The sequence below is a fragment of the Dactylosporangium sp. NPDC051541 genome, assembly GCF_044454505.1.
In the GTDB taxonomy this organism is placed as follows: domain Bacteria; phylum Actinomycetota; class Actinomycetes; order Mycobacteriales; family Micromonosporaceae; genus Dactylosporangium.
In genome coordinates, this window is sequence record NZ_JBITDU010000003.1 from 347,147 (window position 1) to 368,266 (window position 21,120).

The 21,120-nt window shown below is 70.8% G+C and carries 19 protein-coding genes; 9 read left to right on the forward strand and 10 right to left on the reverse strand.

The features are described from left to right. Nucleotides 1-4 precede the first annotated feature (4 nt). Nucleotides 5-913, reverse strand: a complete 909-nt coding sequence (locus ACIA8L_RS15735; protein ID WP_395904808.1) for a DMT family transporter — start codon at nt 911-913, stop codon at nt 5-7. Further along, on the reverse strand, nt 910-1,773 hold the full coding sequence (locus ACIA8L_RS15740; RefSeq protein ID WP_395904810.1) for a helix-turn-helix domain-containing protein: 864 nt from the start codon (nt 1,771-1,773) through the stop codon (nt 910-912). Before ACIA8L_RS15740 ends, ACIA8L_RS15735 begins: the two co-directional genes overlap by 4 nt. 257 nt (nt 1,774-2,030) lie before the next feature. Between ACIA8L_RS15740 and ACIA8L_RS15745 the strand changes: the two genes are divergently transcribed. Continuing rightward, nucleotides 2,031-2,609, forward strand: coding sequence for a PadR family transcriptional regulator (locus ACIA8L_RS15745; protein ID WP_395904812.1), 579 nt, complete (start codon nt 2,031-2,033; stop codon nt 2,607-2,609). Between the two features lie 252 nt (nt 2,610-2,861). Here the strand turns inward: ACIA8L_RS15745 and ACIA8L_RS15750 are convergent, their stop codons facing one another. After that, nucleotides 2,862-3,215 carry a DUF2795 domain-containing protein gene (locus ACIA8L_RS15750; RefSeq protein ID WP_395904814.1) on the reverse strand — a complete coding sequence of 118 codons (354 nt, stop codon included), beginning with the start codon at nt 3,213-3,215 and terminating at the stop codon, nt 2,862-2,864. Nucleotides 3,216-3,369: 154 nt separating this feature from the next. Here ACIA8L_RS15750 and ACIA8L_RS15755 point away from each other — a divergent pair, with 154 nt between their 5' ends. Both ACIA8L_RS15755 and ACIA8L_RS15760 read left to right on the forward strand, forming a co-directional pair. Next, a complete protein-coding gene (locus ACIA8L_RS15755) occupies nt 3,370-4,035 on the forward strand; it encodes a hypothetical protein (RefSeq protein ID WP_395904816.1) in 666 nt (221 codons plus the stop codon). A 5-nt stretch (nt 4,036-4,040) separates the two neighbouring features. Next, on the forward strand, nt 4,041-4,460 hold the full coding sequence (locus ACIA8L_RS15760; RefSeq protein ID WP_395906291.1) for a ChaB family protein: 420 nt from the start codon (nt 4,041-4,043) through the stop codon (nt 4,458-4,460). 668 nt (nt 4,461-5,128) lie between these two features. Here the strand turns inward: ACIA8L_RS15760 and ACIA8L_RS15765 are convergent. From ACIA8L_RS15765 to ACIA8L_RS15775, 3 genes are all read right to left on the reverse strand, one after another. Next, complete coding sequence (locus ACIA8L_RS15765) at nt 5,129-6,370, reverse strand: RNA polymerase sigma factor (protein ID WP_395904818.1); 1,242 nt, start codon at nt 6,368-6,370, stop codon at nt 5,129-5,131. Beyond that, nucleotides 6,370-6,744 carry a YciI family protein gene (locus tag ACIA8L_RS15770; protein ID WP_395904820.1) on the reverse strand — a complete coding sequence of 125 codons (375 nt, stop codon included), beginning with the start codon at nt 6,742-6,744 and terminating at the stop codon, nt 6,370-6,372. The genes ACIA8L_RS15765 and ACIA8L_RS15770 overlap by 1 nt, the downstream gene beginning before the upstream one ends. Before the next feature lie 97 nt (nt 6,745-6,841). Beyond that, nucleotides 6,842-7,927 (reverse strand): S-(hydroxymethyl)mycothiol dehydrogenase, encoded by a 1,086-nt coding sequence (locus tag ACIA8L_RS15775; RefSeq protein WP_395904823.1) that lies wholly within the window; start codon nt 7,925-7,927, stop codon nt 6,842-6,844. A gap of 39 nt (nt 7,928-7,966) precedes the next feature. Between ACIA8L_RS15775 and ACIA8L_RS15780 the strand changes: the two genes are divergently transcribed. After that, nucleotides 7,967-9,598, forward strand: a complete 1,632-nt coding sequence (locus ACIA8L_RS15780; RefSeq protein WP_395904825.1) for a RecQ family ATP-dependent DNA helicase — start codon at nt 7,967-7,969, stop codon at nt 9,596-9,598. On the opposite strand, the gene ACIA8L_RS15785 is transcribed toward ACIA8L_RS15780, so the two are convergent. Further along, the gene (locus ACIA8L_RS15785; protein ID WP_395904827.1) at nt 9,567-11,897 is read right to left on the reverse strand and encodes a putative bifunctional diguanylate cyclase/phosphodiesterase; all 2,331 of its coding nucleotides are present in this window, start codon (nt 11,895-11,897) and stop codon (nt 9,567-9,569) included. The genes ACIA8L_RS15780 and ACIA8L_RS15785 overlap by 32 nt on opposite strands. 107 nt (nt 11,898-12,004) lie before the next feature. Between ACIA8L_RS15785 and ACIA8L_RS15790 the strand changes: the two genes are divergently transcribed. The 3 genes from ACIA8L_RS15790 (at nt 12,005) to ACIA8L_RS15800 (ending at nt 15,137) form a co-directional block, all read left to right on the forward strand. After that, on the forward strand, nt 12,005-13,009 hold the full coding sequence (locus ACIA8L_RS15790; protein ID WP_395904829.1) for a glycosyltransferase family 4 protein: 1,005 nt from the start codon (nt 12,005-12,007) through the stop codon (nt 13,007-13,009). 194 nt (nt 13,010-13,203) lie between these two features. Next, nucleotides 13,204-14,499 (forward strand): tetratricopeptide repeat protein, encoded by a 1,296-nt coding sequence (locus tag ACIA8L_RS15795; RefSeq protein WP_395904831.1) that lies wholly within the window; start codon nt 13,204-13,206, stop codon nt 14,497-14,499. Nucleotides 14,500-14,567: 68 nt separating this feature from the next. After that, nucleotides 14,568-15,137: a GtrA family protein gene (locus ACIA8L_RS15800; protein ID WP_395904833.1), complete on the forward strand. Its 570-nt coding sequence runs from the start codon at nt 14,568-14,570 to the stop codon at nt 15,135-15,137. Between the two features lie 1,536 nt (nt 15,138-16,673). On the opposite strand, the gene ACIA8L_RS15805 is transcribed toward ACIA8L_RS15800, so the two are convergent. After that, entirely contained in the window at nt 16,674-17,018 is a 345-nt protein-coding gene (locus tag ACIA8L_RS15805) for an STAS domain-containing protein (RefSeq protein ID WP_395904834.1), read from the reverse strand. A 539-nt stretch (nt 17,019-17,557) separates the two neighbouring features. Next, on the reverse strand, nt 17,558-18,163 hold the full coding sequence (locus ACIA8L_RS15810; protein WP_395904836.1) for a MarR family winged helix-turn-helix transcriptional regulator: 606 nt from the start codon (nt 18,161-18,163) through the stop codon (nt 17,558-17,560). A gap of 159 nt (nt 18,164-18,322) precedes the next feature. On the opposite strand from ACIA8L_RS15810, the gene ACIA8L_RS15815 reads away from it, so the two are divergent. Both ACIA8L_RS15815 and ACIA8L_RS15820 read left to right on the forward strand, forming a co-directional pair. Then, complete coding sequence (locus ACIA8L_RS15815; protein WP_395904838.1) at nt 18,323-18,742, forward strand: SSI family serine proteinase inhibitor; 420 nt, start codon at nt 18,323-18,325, stop codon at nt 18,740-18,742. A gap of 91 nt (nt 18,743-18,833) precedes the next feature. Beyond that, nucleotides 18,834-20,123 (forward strand): methyl-accepting chemotaxis protein, encoded by a 1,290-nt coding sequence (locus ACIA8L_RS15820; protein WP_395904840.1) that lies wholly within the window; start codon nt 18,834-18,836, stop codon nt 20,121-20,123. 8 nt (nt 20,124-20,131) lie between these two features. On the opposite strand, the gene ACIA8L_RS15825 is transcribed toward ACIA8L_RS15820, so the two are convergent. Continuing rightward, a complete protein-coding gene (locus ACIA8L_RS15825; RefSeq protein WP_395904842.1) occupies nt 20,132-21,073 on the reverse strand; it encodes an NADP-dependent oxidoreductase in 942 nt (313 codons plus the stop codon). Nucleotides 21,074-21,120 lie beyond the last annotated feature (47 nt).

Below are 21,120 nucleotides of genomic sequence, written 5' to 3' on the forward strand. Positions count from 1 at the left end.
CGCGTCACGGCCGCATCGTAGGAACCGGCTCCGCGGCCGCGGCGGCCGGTTGCGGTTGCTTGCGGCGCGTGGACAGGATCGAGCCGGCCAGGATCAGGGTGAACGCGACCCCCGTCAGCCAGGTCACCTCCTCGCCCAGGACGAAGAAGCCGAGCACGACGGCCACCGCCGGGTTCACGAACGTGATGACCGTGGCCCGCACGCCGCCGACCTCGGCGATGAGGGCGAAGAACAGGACGAAGGCGAGGGCCGTGCAGATCACCGCGAGTGCGACGGCGGCCAGGGCCGGGCCCGCGGTGACGTGCCGGGCCAGGTCGGGCAGCTTCGGCACCGACACCGGCGCGAACATCACCGCGCCGGCGACCAGCGAGGCGGCGGCGACACCGTAGCGCGGTACGTCCGAGAGCCAGCGCTCGATGATGAGCGGGCCGCTCGCGTAGCAGACGACGACCCCGCCGAGTTCGAGCAGCGCCACCGGGCCGCCGCCGCCCGCGTGGAACCCGAGGAGCACGGCCACGCCCGCGAAGCCGACCAGCAGGCCGCCGACCCGGGCCGCGGTGAGGCCCTCGGCCCGGTTGGTGAGCCGGGCGATGACCGCGGCCACGAGCGGCGTGCCGGCGATGACCAGCCCGGTGAACGAGCTGTCGACGTGCCGTTCGGCGTCGGAGAGCAGCAGCCACGGCAGGCCGATCTCCACGATCGTGTACGCCAGCAGCGGCAGCCACGGCCGCACCGACGCGCGCAGCTCCTTGCGGGCCAGGGCGATCGGCAGCAGCAGGACGGCCCCGATCGCGGTGCGCACGAAGACCAGCTCGGCCGGCCCGATCTCCCGGACCGCGACCTTGATCAGCAGGTATGGAATGCCCCACACGACACACATGGCGCCGAACAGGAGCCAGCCACGACGACTCATGCCCCCGATTCCACGCCCGCCGGTCGCCTGCGGTCTTGAACGCTATTGCGGAACGCGCCCGGTGTGACGCCCGTGACCCGTTTGAACCACCGCGTCAGGTGGGCCTGGTCGGCGAAGCCCACGACCCCGGCGACGTCGGCCGGTGAACGCCCCGCGGCGAGCAGATGCCGCGCATGACACACCCGCTCCAGCACGAGCCACGCGTGCGGCGGGAAGCCCGTCGCTTCGCGGAAGACCCTCAGCATGTGGTACGGCGACAGCTCCACCCCCGCCGCCAGTTCCCGCAACGACGGTGCGCACCGCAGGTTTGCGAGGAGCCGGTCGCGGATCGCATCCACCTTGCGCAGCGCCGCCGCGTCAGCCGCCTTGAGCCCGCGCTCCCCACCTCCCCGCCCCTCGGACCGCCGCTCACCGTGCCGCTGGATCACCGCCGCGAACGCCCACGCCAGCCGCGACTGCGCGGCGAGCGGGTCCACTCCGGAGGTCAGCTCCACGTGCGCGGCCCGGATGAGGTGCACGCTGCGCGGATCGGTGACGACCGGCTCGCGGAAGTGCGCCCGCTCGGGGTGACCCTCGAAGAGCAGGGACTCGCTCGGGTACAGCACCCGGTAGGCCCACCCCTCCGGACGCACCCCCATGCCGTCGTGCGGCTCACCCGGCTCCAGGATCGCCAGGCTCCCGACCCCGGCCCGGCGCAGTGCACCCCGGTAGTGGAACTGCTCCTCCCCGCACGTGACGACCCCGATCGCGTACGTCGCATGACTGTGCCGCACGAACTGATGCCGCCGATAGCTGGCGGTCAACAGGTCGAGCGCATGCCGCCCGTCGTCGACCCGCGTCCATTCCGCCGACTCCGCCATGCTGCGAACGTAGCCCTCACACCGGTCACTTGACAGACCCCGCCAGGGCGCTCGATATGTCGGGCGCTGCGCGCCCCGCTTCGCTCGACATATCGGATTTATACCCCGACGGGTCCCGTGCCGGACTTCGTACCACGTTCGCCAGGTCACTATCGGGAAGGGTTGTCGCCGATAGGTTCCCGATATATCGTCGAACTATCAAGAAGACGATGAGCCGCCAACCGTTGGCGGCGAGCCAGCGAAATGGGGGATGCGACATGCGGTCGCAACACGGATTCTTCGACACGGGCGCCTGGCAGCGCGGGTTCGGCAGCTTCATCCCGCCGTTCCCGCCCGAGGGCGGACGCGGCGGCTGGGGCGGGCGTGGACACCACGGCCACGGGCGCCAGAGCGGACGGGGCCGCGGTGGCCGCCCGAACGTCCGCAACGCGGTGCTCGCGCTGCTCAACGAGCGGCCGATGCACGGATACGAGATGATCCAGGAGCTCGAGCAGCGCACCGGCGGCATCTGGCGGCCGAGCCCGGGGTCGGTGTACCCCACGCTGCAGATGCTCGAGGACGAGGGGCTGATCGTCGCCGAGGAGAGCGGGGGCCGCAAGCGGTTCGTGCTCACCGAGACGGGCCGGCCCGAGGCGGAGACCGCGGCGCAGAACGCGCCGTGGCAGGAGTACGGCGACGAGAACGTCTCGCAGGCGCAGGAGTTCCGCGACGCGGCGTTCGGGATCATGGACGCGCTGCGGCAGGTGGGCTTCAACGGCACGCCCGAGCAGCGGGCCCAGGCGCTCGAGGTCCTCACCGAGACCCGGCGCAAGCTGTACGCCATCCTCGCCGACTGACCCGGCACCACAACCAGTTCCCACAGACGCGATCCCCGGGGCGTGCGGGCCCCGGGGATCGACTGACTGCGCAAAGGACTGCCGCCATGCGCTGGTGGACCGTTCGCTCAGACCCGTCGCTCGCCGATCCGTCGCTGGCCGGGCTGTCGCTCGCCGGGCCGCCGCGGGAGCCCGCTCAGCCGGCCCCCGCCGTCCTGGCCACACAGGAACCCGCCGCGGCTCTCGCGGCGGCGGCTGGACTGGAATTTCGTATTACGGCCGGTGAGCCGGGTCCTCGTTGCGCCCGCCCAACGCCGCCCACACCTCGTTGACCGTCTGGAACTGGGTTCCGGCCGGAAGGGCTTCCAGAGCGTCGAGTACCTCGTCGGGGGCCTCCAGCTCCGTGGCGCCGGCGATCAGGTCGTCGCGGTCGCCGGGAAGGCTCGCCATCGGGATGTACCGGCCGAGATTGCTTCTGGCTTCGACCTCATCCGGCGTCATGCCGACCGGTGCGCCGCCCGAGCGGTCGCCCTCGCCCTCGGGGTCGACCTGGCGGGCCTCGAGTGCGTCTTCGCGCCGGAGCCGCTCGTCGAGCGCGGCGCCGTGCTTCGTGTTTCCTCGTTCCATGAAGACGCAGCTACCCGGGCGAAATCCCCCGAAACGGGCTCACCCCCGATTGAGAATCTCCGCGCCTGGGTAGCCGTTCACCATCCGCCCGACATACCCGGACTCCGAACCCCCCGAAGTGCCGGCCGGGCGCGTACCAGGAGGTGAGAGCACAGTGGCACGCATCGGGCAGCTGTTCGGCGGTCGCGGCGCGACCGACCGGGACGGCGACGGGGTCGACGACCGCGCCGAGAGTCCCGCCGTCGACCGCAACCACAACGGCGTGGACGACCGGGCCGAAGCCGCGAGCGAGACCCGGACGTGGCGCCTCAGGAGCCGGCACGACAAAGACGGCGACGGGGTGGACGACCGTACCGAGGCGAAGACCACGGGCACCATTCCGGCCGTCGGGGTCATGGACCGCGACACCGAGACGCCCACCATGCGCCGCACCATCGACCGGGAGCCGGTCACGGAGCCGGTGACCGAGCCGGTGCCGGTGCGCCAGGCCCCCGCGCGGGTGAGCCTGCTCGCCACGCTCGGCGTCATGCTGGGTGTCGCGGGCGTGGCGGTCGCGCTGACCGGTCTGCTCGCGCCGTGGGCGATCCCCGTCGGCGCGCTCGGGCTGCTGTTCTCGTTCGGCGGGATCATCGCCGGCGTGCGGCCGAACGTGGCCGGCCGCGGGCTCGGGACGCTGGGCGTGCTGATCAGCGGTACCGCCGTCGTCTTCGGCATTTTGGCCATGACCGGCCAGGTCGGCTGGCTCGACAGCAACGTCGACCAGGTGGCGCGGCTCAACGACTGGCTGGACGCGCAGCTGCCCTGGATGAAGGACTGGTGAACCTGATGGCTCCCCGCAAGCCGCGCGACAGTGACCTGCCCTCGACCCTGCAACGCTCGGACAAGCACGCGCAGGCGACCTGGCAGAAGACTCACGACTCGGCCGCCGAGCAGTACGGCGACGGCGAGCGCGCGCACCGCACGGCCTTCTCGGCGCTCAAGCACACGTACGAGAAGGTCGGCGACCACTGGGAGCCGAAGGACGAGGCCGGCCCGAGCGACGCCCAGTCCGCCCAGCGCGGGGCGGCGGCGCGCAACCGGCCGAAGGAGACCGCCGAGGGCGTGGACGCCAACGCCTCGAAGCAGCACCTGCTGGACCTCGCGCGGCGCCTGGAGATCCGGGGCCGCTCGCGGATGACGAAGGCGGAGCTGGTCGAGGCGCTGATGAAGGCCAACCGCCGCGAAACGGCCCGCGCTCGCGACTAGCGACGACGCACGCGCGATGCCCGCCGGATCGGTCCCAGGACCGGTCCGGCATTCGCGTGCCCGAGCCGCGCACCAGCCCCGATGCGAACAGGTCGCCACCGCCCAGCGGAGCCGCGTGCGTGCTTCGCGCCATCTGCAGCGGCAGTGCGACACCAATGCGATCGTTATGAGCGCCAGGTTCTTCGCAAATGCGATATATGACCTGTCAGGGTATAACCCGATATGTCGAGCGGAGCGCGGCTCCGAAGCGGCCGACATATCGAGCACACCGTCATCGTCACCACCGCTTGAAATTCGACCGCCGCAGGCCCCACGAATCGTCAAGCCGTTGCCGCGCGGAAATGTTCGTCGACTCGCGTGCGCATGGGCCGCCGGTCGGAAATTGGCCGGTTCGAGGGGCACCGCAAATGTGCGCTCGGCCGATGGTGAGTACCGGAGTAGTGTGGGCGCGACCGTAGTTTGGTTGCGCGATCGGTGGTTGCGGTCCGTCTGGCGCTGCGTGGCCCGTCGTGGTCGGTATTCGGTGGTGACGATTCGTGGCGCCTGCGCGGTGGAGGAGATGATTGCCGTTCGTGGGTGGTGCTGTTTGTCGTGGTCGGTGTTGGTGGTGATGATTCGGGGCTTCTGCGGTGGTGAGCAAAGAGATTATTGCTGCTCGCGGGGACTATTTACGCTTGCAGTGCGGCGGCTTTGTTCAGCAGTACTGCCCGTTCCCGCTCGTTCGTGCAGAGCCGGGCGGCCAGTTGCAGTTCCGCGCGCGCTTCTGATGCGCGGCCGAGGCGGGTCAGCAGTTCGCCGCGGACGGTCGGCACCAGGTGCGAGCCGGGGAGGCGGTTCTGCGCCACCAGTTCGTCGACCATGGTCAGGGCGGCGGCCGGGCCGGTTGCCATGGCCACCGCGACCGCGCGGTTCAGCTCGACCACCGGGGACGGGGCCACGCGGCCCAGGGCCTCGTAGAGGACCACGATGCGGTCCCAGTCCGTCGCCTCGGCCGTCGGCGCGGACGCGTGGGTGGCGGCGATCGCGGCCTGCAGGCCGTATGGGCCCAGGCCGCGGGTCGAGGCCTTCACCAGGGCGGTCAGGCCGCGCCGGATGGCGGTGTGGTCCCAGCGGCGGCGGTCCTGGTGATCGAGCAGGACCGGGGAGCCGTCGGGGGCGGTGCGGGCCGGGAAGCGGGCGGTGGTCAGTTCGAACAGGGCGAGCAGGCCGTGTACCTCCGGCTCGTCCGGCTGCAGCGCGGCCAGGGTGCGGGCCAGGCGGACCGCCTCGTACGCGACGTCGGGGCGCAGCAGGCGGTCGCCGGACGTGGCCGTCGAGCCCTCGGTGAAGATCACGTAGAGGACGCTGAGGACGCCGCCCAGGCGGTCGCGGCGTTCGCTCGCGGCCGGGAGCTCGAACGGGACACCCGCGGCCGCGATCGTCTTCTTGGCCCGGGTGATGCGGGCCTGGATCGTCGGGACGGGCGCCAGGAACGCGCGGGCGATCTCCTCGGTGGACAGCCCGGCGACCACGCGCAGGGTCAGCGCCACCCGGGCCTCGCGGGAGAGGACCGGGTGGCAGCTGATGAACATCAGCGCGAGCACGTCGTCGTCGATGCGGTCGGGGTCGAGGCCCGCGTCGGCCGGCGGGTCCGCCGGTGACGCCAGCTCGGGGTCGGCCGCCAGCAGGGCGTAGCGGTCGTGCAGGGCGGCCCGGCGACGGATCGCGTCGATCGCCCGCCGCCGGGCCGTGGCCATCAGCCAGCCGGCCGGGTTGGCCGGGGCGGTGGCCGGCCACGACACGAGTGCCTCGGCCACCGCCTCCTGTGCCGCGTCTTCCGCCAGCCCGAAGTCCCCCGTGAACCGGGTCAGCGCGGCGACGATCCGGGCCGACTCGATCCGCCAGACGGCTTCGACGTCGGCCGGGCCCATCAGGCGTCGCCGCCCAGCGGCTTCTCATCGTCGCCGGCCACCCGCCGGACCTCGATCTTGGAGCCGCGGACCGACGGAATCCGCCGGGCCCACTCGACCGCCTCCTCCTTCGAGGCGACGTCGAGCAGGAAGTAGCCGCCGAACAGCTCCTTCGTCTCGCCGTAGGGGCCGTCGGTGACGACCGGGGTCTCGCCGCTGAAGTCGACCACGACGCTGTTGTCGGCGGTGTCCAGGCCCTCGGCGGCCAGGAACACACCGGCCTTGACCAGCTCCTCGATGTAGGAGTAGGTCTTCGGGGCGAGCTCCTCGAAGTTGGCCATGATGGCCGCGTTCGACTCGTCGGTGCCGCGCATGATCAGCATGTACTTCGACATCCCGCTGCTCTCCTCAACTCGCGACGGCCGCCGGTCGGCCCTCGCACACCCCCTTGTCGAACGGGCGGCCCCTGGATCGACACGGCCCCGGAATTTTCTACAGCGTGATCACCGTGCGGAGCACCTCGCCGCGCTCCATCTTGTGGAAGGCCTCCTCCACGTCGCCGAGGGATGCGGTCTCGGAGACGAACTTGTCCAGCGGCAGGCGACCCTGCAGGTGCAGGTCGACGAGCATGGGGAAGTCGCGGGAGGGCAGGCAGTCGCCGTACCAGCTGGACTTGAGCGCCCCGCCGCGCCCGAAGACCTCCAGGAACGGCAGGGTGAGCTGCATGTCGGGGCGCGGCACGCCGACGAGGACGACGGTGCCGGCCAGGTCGCGGGCGTAGAAGGCCTGCTCGTAGACCTGCGGCAGGCCGACCGCCTCGATGACCACGTCGGCGCCGAAGCCGCCGGTGAGGGACTTGATGGCCTCCACCGGGTCGGTGTCGCGGGAGTTGACGACGTGGGTGGCGCCGAACTCCTTGGCCCATTCGAGCTTGCGGTCGTCGAGGTCGACGCCGATGATCGTCGACGCGCCGGCGAGGCGGGCCCCGGCGATGGAGGCGTTGCCCACGCCACCGCAGCCGAAGACGGCCACGGAGTCGCCGCGGCCCACGTTGCCGGTGTTGACGGCGGCGCCGATGCCGGCCATGACGCCGCAGCCGAGCAGGCCGGCGACGGTGGCCGGGGACTCGGGGTTGACCTTCGTGCACTGCCCGGCGGCGACCAGCGTGTGCTTGAGGAAGGCGCCGATGCCCAGGGCGGGGGAGAGCGGGGTGCCGTCCTTGAGCGTCATCTTCTGCTTGGCGTTGTGGGTGTTGAAGCAGTACCAGGGGCGGCCCCGCAGGCAGGCGCGGCACTGGCCGCACACGGCCCGCCAGTTGAGGATCACGAAGTCGCCCGGGGCCACCTCGGTGACGCCGGGGCCGACGGACTCGACGACGCCGGCCGCCTCGTGGCCGAGCAGGAACGGGAAGTCGTCGCTGATGCCGCCTTCGCGGTAGTGGAGGTCGGTGTGGCAGACTCCGCAAGCCTGCACCTCGACACGTGCTTCACCCGGTCCCGGCTCGGGTACAACGATGGTCTCCAGGCTCACGGGGCGGCCCTTGCCGAGGGCAACGACACCTTGCGTCTCGATTGGCATACCTGCCGTCCTATCAGAGAAAGTTGGTAAGAAGGCGCGATGAGTGCGGAAGATCTGCGGCGGGTCGCCAAGGAGAGTTTCGGCTGGGAACGGCTCCGCGACGAACAGTTGCGCGCGATGGAGGCGCTCATGGCCGGGCGCGATGCCCTGGCCGTGCTGCCCACGGGCGCGGGGAAGTCCGCCATCTACCAGGTGCCGGCGCCGCTGCTGCCGGGGCCCACGATCGTCGTGTCGCCGCTGCTCGCGCTCCAGCAGGACCAGATCGCGTCGCTGACCGCGCGCAACCACGAGGACCTGGTCGCGGTCCGGCTGTCCTCGGCCGAGGGCAAGACCGAGCGCGAGGAGGCCCTGGAGTCGCTGCGCAAGGGCGACGCCGAGTTCGTGTTCCTGACGCCGGAGCAGTTCGCCGACCCGGCCCGGGTGGCGCAGATCAAGGCGCTGAAGCCGAGCCTGGTCGCGGTCGACGAGGCGCACTGCGTGTCGGCCTGGGGGCACGACTTCCGCCCCGACTATCTGCAGCTCGGCCAGTTCATCCGGGAGCTCGGCCGCCCGCCGATCGTCGCGCTGACCGCGACCGCCTCGCCGCCCGTGCGCGAGGACATCATCGAGCGCCTCGGCCTGCGCGACCCCGAAGTGGTCGTCACGGGTTTGGACCGCCCCAATTTGTACCTCGAGTCGGTCCACTGCGCCGATGAGGACATCCGCTACCGCCGTCTGGTCGCCCGCATCCAGGAGTCGGAGATGCCGGGCATCGTCTACGCCCCGACCCGCCGCGCCACCGAGGAACTGGCCGAGGCGCTCACGAAGGAGGGCCTGGACGCCGTCGCCTACCACGGCGGGATGAGCGCGGGCGACCGCGAGCGGGCCCACGAGGCGTTCCTGGCCGACCAGGTCCCGATCATGGTGGCGACGACCGCGTTCGGCATGGGCATCGATAAGCCCAACATCCGCTGGGTCAACCATGTCTCCCTGCCCGACTCCCCGGACTCCTACCTGCAGGAGATCGGGCGAGCCGGCCGCGACGGACAACCCGCGCACGTGCTGCTGCTGCACCGTACCGAAGACACGGGTTTGCGGAAGTTCTTCAGCAACGTCTCCGTCGACACGGACGAGGTCGCCTCGCTCGCGGCCCTGCTGCGGGCGGCCAAGGAGCCGCTGACCCGCGCCGAGCTGGAGGAACAGACCGGGCTGGGGGAGCGCAAGCTCGGGCAGCTGCTGGGCCTGCTGGAGGAGGTCGGCGCGGTGCGCATGCTGCACGGCGGGAAGGTCAAGGCGCCGCGCTGGGCCCCGGCCCCGGCGAAGGCGGCCGAGCTGGTCGCGGCCCAGGCCGAGCGGCAGCAGACGACGAGCCGGTCGCGGCTGGACATGATGCGCAACTTCGCCGAGACGGAGCAGTGCCGCGGGCGGACCCTGCTGGCCTACTTCGGTGAGCACCTCGACGGCACCTGCGGGCACTGCGACAACTGCACCGACGGCAGCGCCGAGGCCGGGCTCGCCGCCGCCGAGGACGCCCCGTTCCCGATCCACGCCGAGGTCCGGCACGGAGAGTGGGGCAAGGGCGTGGTGTTGTCCTACGCGGGCGAGCAGATGACGGTGCTGTTCGAGCAGGTCGGGTACAAAACCCTCTCCGTTCCGGTCGTCAAGCAGCACCGGCTGCTGCGGAAGGCGTAGTCCCGCGCAGGACGCCGCCGGACTCGGTGAGCACCGCGTCGAGGTCGGCGGCCGGCAGGGGCCGGGAGAAGTGGTACCCCTGCGCCTGCGGGCAGTCCAGCTGGCGCAGTCGTTCGGCCTGCTCCGGCGTCTCGACGGCCTCGGCGATGGACGACAGGCGCAGGCTGTTGCCGAGCTCGACGATCGCGCGGGTGAACGCCAGCTCCTCGGCGACCTCGCCGCCGGGCGTGAACGCGCGGTCGATCTTGAGGATGTCGACCGGCAGGTGGCGCAGGTAGGACAGTGACGAGTAGCCGGTGCCGAAGTCGTCGACGGCGATCCGCACGCCCTCGGCCCGCAGCCGGAACAGCAGGTCGGTCACCTCGTCGGCCTCGGCCGAAACCAGCACCGTCTCGGTGATCTCCAGGATCAGCGCCGCCCCGGGCAGCCCGGCCGCGTCGAGGGCCTCGATGACGGTGTCGGCGAAGCCGGGCTCGCGCAGCTGGCGGCCGGAGACGTTGACGGTGACCGAGATGCCGAACCGGTCGTGCCACGCGCGGGCGTCCCGGCACGCCTGTCGCAGCACCCAGGCGCCGATGGGCACGATCAGGCCGTACTGCTCGGCGACGGGCACGAAGTCCAGGGGTGGGATCGGAATGCCGTTGCGGGACCAGCGCAGCAGCGCCTCGACGGCGGTGACCCGCCCGGTCGCCAGGTCGACCACCGGCTGGTAGTTGACGGTGAACTCGGCGGCCGCGATCGCCCGGCGCAGGTCCGCGGCGATGCGCATGTGCTCGGTGCGCTCGGTCGCGAGCCGCTCCTCGTAGGCCGCGAGCCGGTTCTTGCCGGCCGCCTTGGCCGCGTAGAGGGCCAGGTCGGCGTTGCGCAGCGCCTCCGACGGGGTGGCCGGGGCGGCGAAGAGCAGCGACCCGACGCTGGCGGTGATCGACAGTTCGCGCTCGTGGACGACGAACGGCTGGCCGAGGTCGTCGATCACCTGCCGGCCGGCCGCCGCCACCCGCTCCGGGGTCGCCTCCTCCATGAGGATCGCGAACTCGTCACCGCCGAGGCGCACGAGCGTGTCGGACACCTCGACGACGCCGACGAGCCGGGCCGCGACCTCGATGAGCAGCGCGTCGCCGGTGGGGTGGCCGTAGGAGTCGTTGACGTCCTTGAACCCGTCCAGGTCGAGCAGCAGCAGGCCGTGCATGGCGTGCGTGCGGGTGAGCGAATGTTCGAGCCGCTCCTGCAGCAGTGCGCGGTTGCCCAGGCCGGTGAGCGCGTCGTGCAGGGCGCGGTGGGTCAGCTGCTGGCGCAACGCGTCCTGTTCGCGCAGGGCCTCGCCGAGCGCGACGGCGTGCGCGTCGAGCTCGAGCACGCGGCGGTTGGCGAAGCGGACGAGCTGGCTGAGCCGGGCGATGAACAGGACCGACGTGACGACCGAGGTGGCGAGCGGGACGATCACCCACGAGCGGGACGGCAGCGGGGCGGCGACCAGGAGCATGGCGATGGCGACGACCGGGCCGACGAGGGCCAGCACGGAGTACAGCCAGACCCGGTGGCGGGGGATGACCAGCTGGGACCGCTCGGGCCGGCCGGCCGCCGCGGCCATCGACGGGTGCAGTGCGGCCGTGCCGATCAGGGTGTACGCGCACAGGTACAGCGACGTCGAGAAGCTGTCCCCGCCGGGCCGGCCCGTCCACGCGAGCGCGGCGTAGTAGACGACGTCACCGGCGATGACCGTGGTGATCGCGGCCGACACCAGGGCGTGCGCGGGACTGCGCACGCTGGCGGTGAACATCATGCGCGCGGTGAGCACCACGAGCACAAGATCGATCGAAATGTACGTCACGTGACTGATCGCGGGCCCGGTGCCGACGTGCCGCTCGAACAGCAGCGGATAGACGATGAACGTCCAGGCGAGCGCGGCCACGCCGGAGGCGACGATCCCGGAGTCGATGAACCGCTCGGCGCGCGGGCGGGCCGGGTCGGGCCGCACCCAGCGCAGGGTGCCCAGCGCCATGAGGACGTACGAGCACAGGAACGGCCCGTCCTTCCAGGCCGGGGTGGTCAGGTGCCCGGTGATTCCGTACTGCGCGGCGTAGACGACGGCCGCCGCGACGGAGCACCACAGCCCGGCCGCGAAGTACGCCCAGCCGCGCCGCTCGGCCGGCCGGAACCGGCGCATCCCCGCGGTGACGGCGGTCGCGGCGGCCACCCCGATCAGCGTGTACAGCCCCTGCCGCGCGAGGACCGGCAGGAACCCGCCGGCGGCGACGGCCCCGAGCCCGAGGCCCGCGTACCAGCGCCATCCCGCCATGGTCTCCTCGCACTTGCCTTTTTGTCCGTTATGTTCATCAGGTGGTATCGGCAGTCCAGGCATGTTCGTGAGGATTCGCGCGGGGGCGCGGGGGTAGGGAGCGCGGCATGAAGGTGGCACTACTCGGACCCATCGCCTGGCGCACGCCGCCGCGGGCCTACGGCCCCTGGGAGCAGGTCGTCTCGCTGCTCGCCGAGGGCCTGGCCGCGCGCGGCGTCGACGTCACGCTGTTCGCGAGCCTGGACTCGGTGACGGCGGCCCGGCTCGACGGCGTCGTCGCGCACCCGTACAACGAGGACAGCACGTATGACGGGCGGGTCTGGGAGGCGATCCACATCGCGCACTGCTACGCGCGCAGCGCCGAGTTCGACCTCGTGCACAACAACCTGGACTGGCTGCCGCTCGCGATGAGCGATTTCTGCGGTACCCGCCTGCTGACGACCGTGCACGGGTTCTGCTCGGAGGCCATTCTCCCGGCCTATCAGCGGGCCCGGTCGCAGTATGTGTCGATCTCCGACGCCGACCGCGGCCCCGGCCTCGACTACGCCGCCACGATCTACCACGGCATCGACGTGCGGCAGTTTCCGTTCCGCGCGGAGCCGGGCGACACCCTGGTGGCGTTCGGGCGCATCCACCCCGACAAGGGCACCGCCGAGGCCGTGAAGATCGCCCGCGCGACCGGTCGCCGCCTGCTGATCTGCGGCCCGGTGCACGACCGGGCATACCACGAGGCGGAGGTACTGCCACACGTCGACGGTGAGCAGATCGTCTACGGCGGCAACGTCGGCCCCGCGGAACGGGCCGAGATCCTGGGCTCGGCCGCCGCCCTGCTGCACCCGATCGGGTTCGCCGAGCCGTTCGGACTCTCGGTGGCCGAGGCCATGATGTGCGGTACCCCCGTGATCGCTTATCCGCTTGGCTCTATGCCCGAGATCGTCGACGAGGGGGTGACCGGATATCTCGCCACCGGATCGGCGGAGGCCGCCGGAATGCTCGACGACGCCCTGAAGCTGGACCGGGCCCGGGTCCGCGCCCGCGCGCTCGAACGCTTCTCGGCCGACCGCATGGTCGACGACTATCTGGCGCTCTACCAGCGAATCGTTGGCGGATAGTACTTAAGGCTCCCGGCCGTCGGCCGAACCTGGACAGTGTGTGGCGGCCGCGACTTCTCGCGGTGACGCGGACGGCTCGGCTCCGGCAGCGACGTGGCAGGCTGCCGGAGTCGACGCCATCCGGAATCTTTGCGTGATCGAAGGCTGGCATTGCGTCACCGGCAACCCTAAGCTCTCGGGGGCGGAGGGATGCTGTGAGTACTGTCGATGTCACTGAGCGTTTGGACGCGGTCGAGCGCCTCATCGTCGGCTGGGACTTCCCCGGTGCCCGCGAGGAGGTCCAGCGGCTGCTCGACGAGCCCGGCCTGGCCGACGACGACCGCCTGACCGCCCGCCGGCTGCTGGCCGAGGTGCTGCGCGAGCTGGGAGAGCTCAACGCCGCCTACGACCTGGCGGAGGCGGTCGCGACCCAGGCCGAGCGCCGCTACGGCCAGCTCGACCCGCGCACCGTCCACGCCGTCGCCGTGCTCGCCGCGGTGCGCCACGACCACGACGAGTGGGACGAGGCCGAGCGGCTCTACCACCGGGTCCTCGACAGCGGCATCGACGAGGACGGCACCGACCCGGTCGGCCGCGCCGTCCGCCTGGCCCGGGTCAACCTGGCCCTCCTGCAGCGCGACCGGGGCGAGACGGGCCTGGCCCTGGCGATGCTGAACGCCGCCTACGTCATCCACCGCCGTGAGTACGGCGCGGACGACCTCGACACCATCCGCATCGCCGCTGAGCTGGCCGCGTTGCAGTACCAGACGGGGGATGTCCTGCAGGCGCGGCGGCTGTTCACGCTCGCGCACGCGGCGGCGCGGGCGCGGCTCGGGACCCGGCATCCGTTCACGAAGGCGGTCGAGTGGGAGCTGGCCGCCGTCGAGCCGCCCATGCCGTCGGCGCCGTTCTCCGTGGTTCCGGTGCCGGTGGTGGTGGACCCGGTGGTCGTGCCGCCGCCTCCAGCTGCGCCGCCGCCCTCGGTTGCGCCGCCTGCGGTTGTACCGCCTGCGGTCGTTGGGGAAGGTGCGTCTTCGCCGTCGCCGTCGCCGTCTCGCTCGCTGTGGCCGCTGATGTCGCTGGTGGTCGTGCTGGTGCTGGCGGTCGGCGTGGTGGCCGGGTTCTTCCTCCTGCACCGGGGCGGTCCGGCCGCCGTGCCGCAGGCCGCGTCGTCGACCAACGCCGGGATCTCTTCGGCATTGCCGACTTCGCCGGCTCTGTCGACTGTATCGACTTCGTCGGCTTTGACAGCGTTTGTCGTGCGGGACTTACAGGTCCAGGCGGCCGGCAAGGAGCTGACCGTCACCTGGGTCGCGCTGCCCGTGAGCGTGGTTGTGGCCCTGTCCCGGGGCGGCGCGCCCGCGACCGTGCTGGGGACGGTGCCGCCGGGCACGACACGGTACGTGGTGAAGGACATCGACCCCTCCGCCGCCTACTGCGTCGTGCTCGGCCCGGTCAACGAGGCGGTCACCATCACCCCCGCGACGTCAGCGTGCACGTCCGGTCGCTGACAGTTTCCTGCGCAGATTCCGCTACCGGGCTAGGCGTACGGTCAGGTTTGCCGGGTATAGTCGCCGCGATGCGGCTTACAGACCGGACCCTCAATCTGCTGCCGAGGCAAGTAGCGGAGCTACTGCGTAAGAAGCGCGAGACGGTGAAGTTCATCATCGTCGGCGGTCTCTGCTACGTGGTCAGCCTGGTCCTCAACTACGGCCTCCGGTTCACGGTCTTCGAGGAGAAGCCGGTGACCGCGCTGACCATCGCCAACGTCGTGGCGACGGTCGTCTCCTACTTCCTCAACCGCGAGTGGTCCTTCCGCACCCGCGGCGGCCGCCGGCGCCACCACGAGATGCTGCTCTTCTTCGTGGCCAACGGCATCGGCGTCATCCTCAACTCGGCGCCGCTCTGGGTCGCGCAGTACGTCTTCGGCCTGCACAAGCCCAACATCAGCTCCGCCGCCGAGGAGCTCTCCGACTTCATCTTCGGCATGATCATCGGTGTCGCGGTGGCGATGGTGTTCCGCCTGTGGGCCTACCGCGTCTGGGTCTTCCCCCACGACGACGTCCGCCCGGCGCCGAAGCGCTACGAGCCCCCGGTCCAGGCCGCCGCCGTCCCAACCCCGACGGCCACCGACTCGTCGAACGCGTAAGTTTCGCCGTCTCTTTTTGCTCGCTTCTGCCTTCCCCGACCGCCGCCGCATCGGTGTGTGCTTTCAGGGCGACGAAATGTGGGTGCTTCGCGCCGCGACATTGTCGGGTTGTGCTCTCAGGGCGACGAAATGTCGGGCGCTTCGCGCCGCGACATTTCGGACTTATACCCCTTCGCCGGATATTTCTGATTCGCACGAATTGTGCTTACGCTGAGCTTATGGCGGGCTTGGGAGAATCGTTGTGTGGCTCGGCAACTGAGTTTGTTCAATCGGGTGGAAACGGCTTCGATGCGCGACCGGACCAGGTCGCGGAATTATTCTGCGGTGAACGAGCAGTTCCGCCGGGAACATGCCAGGCATCGCACCTGGGGACTCACGCAACGACACGCCGAAAAGCTGCGCCGGAATGAGGAAATTCGAAACGCGGCGGCGGCAAGGGCGGCGGCGGTGGTTGCGAGCACGAGCGCGGGCGCGGAAGACGATTGTCGGCGGCTTCCAATATCGTCGGCCCGACCGCTGGCCCGACTTGAGCAGCCTCGGCAGATCGAAGGCTCCACCGAGCGGTTGCCTGATCGGCATGAACAGACTGAGGGCTCCACCGAAGGCTTGTCCGAGCAACCTGGGCGGGTGGAAGGCTCCACCGATGGTGTGCTTGAGCAGCCTGGACAGGTCAAAGGCCCCGCTGGGCGCTCATCGGAGCGGCCTCGGCATCCTGCCGGCGCCATCGAGTGCTCGGTAAACCCATCGCCTCACCGCACCGACGCGCGGCGGCCGCACAAAATCATGCCGTATGGCGTTCGAGGCGCAATTACTACGGGTCGGAATCTGCTTTTTTCGCCGCAGGCGCCCACGGATCCGGGACCATCGAATGGTGACCACGACGAGCCCGGCAGGAAACGACGGACCCCGGCCACCGATCGGGCGACCAAACTGCGGTCGCGCCTACACTACTCGGTAGTTTGCCCGCGGGGACGTCACGTGTTGCGGTGCAAGTCCGAGCCCGGTTGGAGGGGCACCGCAATTGTGCGCTCGGCCGATGGGAACTACCGGAGTGGCGTGGGCGCGACCGTAATCTGGTTGCGGTTCGTTGGTTGCGGTCCGTAGGTCGGTGCCGGGTCCGCCGTGGTCATCGTTCGGTGGTAACGATTCGAGGGCGCCTGCGGCGACAAAAACAAAAGGTTGCGATTCGTTGTTGGCGCGAGCCTGATGGTGGTGGACGCCGGGGTGGTGGGTACCTCGCGCTTACGCCGTTGAGCCTTGGAACGGTCGCCCTCGGACCGGGTCGCCCTCGGACCGGTCGCCTTCGGAACGGTCACCCTCGAAACAGTCAGCCTCGGACCGGTCGCCTTCGGAACGGTGGCCCTCGGACCGGTCAGCCTCGGAACGGTCGCCCTCGGAACGCAGCCTCGGATCGGCGTGCGGATCTGGCTGAGCGGTGAGCCCTCGCTGTGCGTCGCTTCCTTCGTGGGGGTGCGGTGTTTGCGGCAGGGGTCTCCCGCGTGTTTCTGCAGCGTGCGGGTCAGGTCTCCGCGCTGGTCAGAACGTGATGTGGTCGGCGTCTGGCTCGGCGGGGGCGCCCAGGAGTTCGTGGACTCCGGCTATGCGTAGCTGGCGGTGGACGAACGGGCTGGCCCTCGACACGACCAGGCGGACTCCCTCGGCGCCGGCCTCGCGCTGGGCTCCGACCAGGGCGCCCACGGCCGCCGAGTCCAGGAATGTCACGAGGCCCAGGTCTACCCGCAGGGAGCTTGGGCGGCGGTCAGCTGCGGCGGAGACGATTTCCTGACGCAGCGTGGCCGCGTTGCTGTGGTCGATCTCGCCGCGGACGGAGAGTACGGTCGATCCGTCCATCATGACGTTGACGGTCACCGACATACTCATGGCGTGCCCCAGGCTGTCACGCGAACAGCATAAGAGCACTTCCCGCCGGGCGCAGCGGGCGGCGTGCCAAGGTTCACCGCTGCGTGCACTACGGCACATCGCGTCGGCCATTGGTGCAAGAGCGTGCACGGAGCGTGTCGAAAGCTCCCCGGGGAATGCGCACGGAGCGTGCGGACGGAGGCGGGGGTGCAGGGGGCGAAGAGCCCCTTGCCCGGGGCGGGAGCGAAGCGGCCTCGGAATCCTCTGCGGTTTGCCCATGGTCTTTTCCATGGTCCAGACCGGCAGCCTCGGGAATTCGCGCCGGAGGTGAGCAGGGACCGGCCGGGTCAGTGTGCGGGTTTTGGTGGTTTGTGCGCGAGGTGGGCTGGAAGCGGCCGTGTCAGTGCGGCGGGGTTGGTCGTTTTGTGTGCGAGGTGAGCTGGGACCGGCCCTGTCCGTGCGCGGGCTTTAGTGGTTTGTGCGCGAGGTGAGCTGGGACCGGCCCTGTCCGTGCGCGGGTTTTGGTCGGTTGTGCGCGAGGTGGGCTGCAAACGGCCGTGTCAGTACGCCGGTTTCGGAGGTTCGCCCGGGATGTGGTCGGGGCAGTGCAGGCGCAGCTCGCGGTAGCCGAACGGGGCGTCGACGAACCAGCAGTGGTGTGGCGTCGGGGTGCCGGGGTGGCGGTAGCCGTCGAAGAAGCGACACGACACGCACATGCGGGTGACGGGGATGCTGCCCTGTTGTTGCAGCAGGCCGATCCGCGCGGTGACCATCCGCAGGAGGCGGGCCTGCTGCGCGTCGGAGAGGCCCTCGACCTCGGAGAGCAGCTGGTCGGCCCAGTTGGCCGGGGCGGGAGTGGTCGCGAGGCCGCGGTCGGTGGCGGCGACGAGCATGTCGCGCGCCGCGTAGGACGGGGCGGGGCGCATCTCGACCAGGCCGTCGGCGATCAGCGGGGAGAGCAGGGCCATCGTCGCGGCGACCGTCGAGCCGAGCTCGCCGGCGAGGTCGGAGAGGCGGTACGCCCGTTCGCGGCGGCCGAGCAGCAGCATGATCTGCCGGTGGGCGGGCGGGAGGCCGTGTGCGGGCGCCGGTCCGTCGACGGGGGCCATCACGGCCACCCGGACCAAGCCGGCGACGAGCTTCTGGGCCTGCGCTTCCATCGGCACGGTACAACCTCCCAACCATCGCAACATTAGTCCGGCACGTCGATCAACAGGGACGGCGACGCGAAAAACTGACGCTAACGAGATCTTCGTTTATCCGGCAATATCGGACAAAAGGGCGTACGCTCTGCGCACCAAGTTCGGTTGCAATGGGGGTACAGCATGGGTGTTACACGGGCCATCGCGTCGGCGGCGGTGCTGCTGACGGCGGTCGGGGCGGCGGAGGCGGCGGTGCCGGGCGCGGCGCAGGCGGCCGGTGCGGCAACGAACGCGCGGACGATCCGGCTCGTGTTGACCGTGGCCAAGGGCGAGTCGACGGTCCCCGCGCAGCAGCGCGCGTCGCTGACCTGCCAACCGGCCGGCGGCAGCCACAAGCAGGCCCGGACCGCATGCGCGGAGCTGGCCAAGGTCGGCGGCCGGTTCGACCGTCTGCAGCTGGCCGGCGGCGCCTGCACGATGGTGTACGACCCGGTCACGGTGACCGCGAGCGGCCGCTGGAAGGGCCGCAAGGTCGCGTACCAGCACACGTTCGGCAACGCCTGCACGCTCACCACGACGACGGGTGCGGTCTTCAGCTTCTGAGCACTTGCCGAGTGCTGCATGTTTGCGCCGCTACAGACGGCCGTGGTGCTGCCGATGAGCAGGGCAGATCCGACCGTTTTGGGGGCTCGACATGCCCGGAGTGCTCTCCTGGCTCATGCCGAAGGTCAGGCTCAGCGACGCCGCGTACCGCTCACGGCACCGCGCGCTGACCGTCGTGCTGTGGCTGCACCTGCCGATCCTGATCGTTGTGAGCGTCGTCAACGGCCACAATGTCGTCGGCGCGCACGCGCACGGTGAGGCCTGGCTGGTCTGGTGCTTCAACGCCGGCGTGCTCCTGTGCGCGCTCGCCGGCGGCATGGCCCGCACCCGGCGCGGCGGCTCGGTGGCGGTCTCGATCGGGCTGCTGCTCGGCGCGATGGCGCTCGTGCACGCCGGCAACGGGCTCACCGACCTGCACTTCCACTTCTTCCTGGTCGTGGGGCTGGTGAGCCTGTACCAGGACTGGGTTCCGCTCTTCCTCGGTGTCCTGCTGGTCGGGGTGCATCATCTGGCGATCGGCATGACGATGCCGTGGATGGTGTACTCCACGCCACTGGCTCGCGCTCACCCGATCTGGTTCTCGCTGCTGCACATCGTGTTCGTGGTGGGCATGTGCCTGACGCAGCTGGCATATTGGCGCTTCGCGGCCGTCGCCGAGGCGGAGGCCGACATCGAGCGTGAACACGTCGCCGCCGAGAATCAGTTGCAGCTGCGTGCGGCGGCCGAGAGCGCGACCCAGCGCGAGGAGCGGGCGGCCGCGAACGCCGCCGAACAGGTTGCTCGCAGTGAACAGCTCGGCCGTCGCCTGGAGACCGTTCTGGCCGACGTGGCCGACGCCGGTGTCCGTCTGGGCGCCGAGGCCGGCTCCGCGATGGAGAGTTTCGAGTCGGCGCTGGCCGGTATGAACACCACCGTGCAAGGCGCCGTGCACGACGTGGAAGCGGCGCTCACCGACTCGAACCATGCGCGTTCGGTCATCGGCGAACTGGAGACGGCGATCGCGGACATCGCCACGGTCGCCGGCCTGATCCAGGCGGTGGCCGACCAGACGAAGCTGCTGGCGTTGAACGCGACGATCGAGGCGGCCCGGGCCGGGGAGGCCGGCAAGGGCTTCGGCGTCGTGGCCAACGAGGTGAAGGAGCTGGCCGCGCAGACAGCGGCGGCGACCAGCCGGATCGAGGCCACGGTCGGCCAGGTGGTGGCGGGCGCGACGGCGGCGGCCGGTGCGGTTGGCGGCGTCGCCGATCGCCTCGGCACGGTGGCGACGGCCCAGCGCGAGGTGGCCGCATCCCTGCACGAACAGACATCCCTGGCGGCGACAACGCGCAGCTCGGTGGCGGCCGCCGCCGAAAAGGTGAGCGCGACCGCACACCAGTCCTAGGCGTCCGCTCAACGCATGACCTCTCCCGCGGTGAGCACGATCTTCCCGGTGGTGGAGCCGCGTTCACCCAGCTCGTGGGCCTTCACGACCTCCTCGAGGGGCAGCACGGCGTCCACCCTCGGCCGCAGGAGCCCGCGCTCGACCAGATCGGCGACCGCGAGCATGCCCGCGCGGTCCGCCTCGACCACCATGAACACGGCGCGCCGCCCCTGCGCGGCGGCGACCGGCCCCAGCGCGGCCTCGGCCGGCGAAGCGAGCGACACGACGAGGCCACCGGGTCGAAGGGTTCGCAGCGACCGCGGCCCGTACTCGCCGCCGACCGGGTCCACGACCACATCCACGTCCGAGACGACCTGGGCGAAGTCCTCGGCCCGGTAGTCGACGACCCGGTCGGCACCGAGCGAACGCACAAACTCGTGCTTGGCCGCACTGGCCGTGGCGACGACCTCGGCCCCCAGCGCCTTGGCGATCTGCACAGCGACGTGCCCGACCCCACCGCCGGCGGCATGAACGAGCACGCGCTGACCGGGCCGGACCCGCGCGACGTCCACCAGCGCCTGCCACGCGGTGAGCGACACGAGCGGTAGCGCCGCCGCCTCCTCGTGCGACAGTGCGCGCGGCTTGCGGGCCAGGTGCCGGGCGGGGGAGACGACGAACTCGGCGTACGTGCCGGCGGGCTCCGGCTGCCGCGGCATCCCGAACACCGCGTCGCCGGGCGCGAACAACGTGACCCCGGGCCCGACCGCCTCGACCACGCCGGACACATCCCACCCGAGCGGCACGATCCGTCCGAGCATCCCGCCGGAAGCGCGATGCCAGAAGTCGGTCGGATTCACGCTCGTCGCGCGAACTCTGACCAAAACCTGCGCGAATCCCGCCTCCGGCCTGGCCTGCTCAACCACGCGCAAAACCTCGGGCCCGCCGAACACATCCTGGCTGATCGCTCTCATGACGACGATCGTGCCGTCCGCACCGCGACCCTTCGAGTGGCCGGATC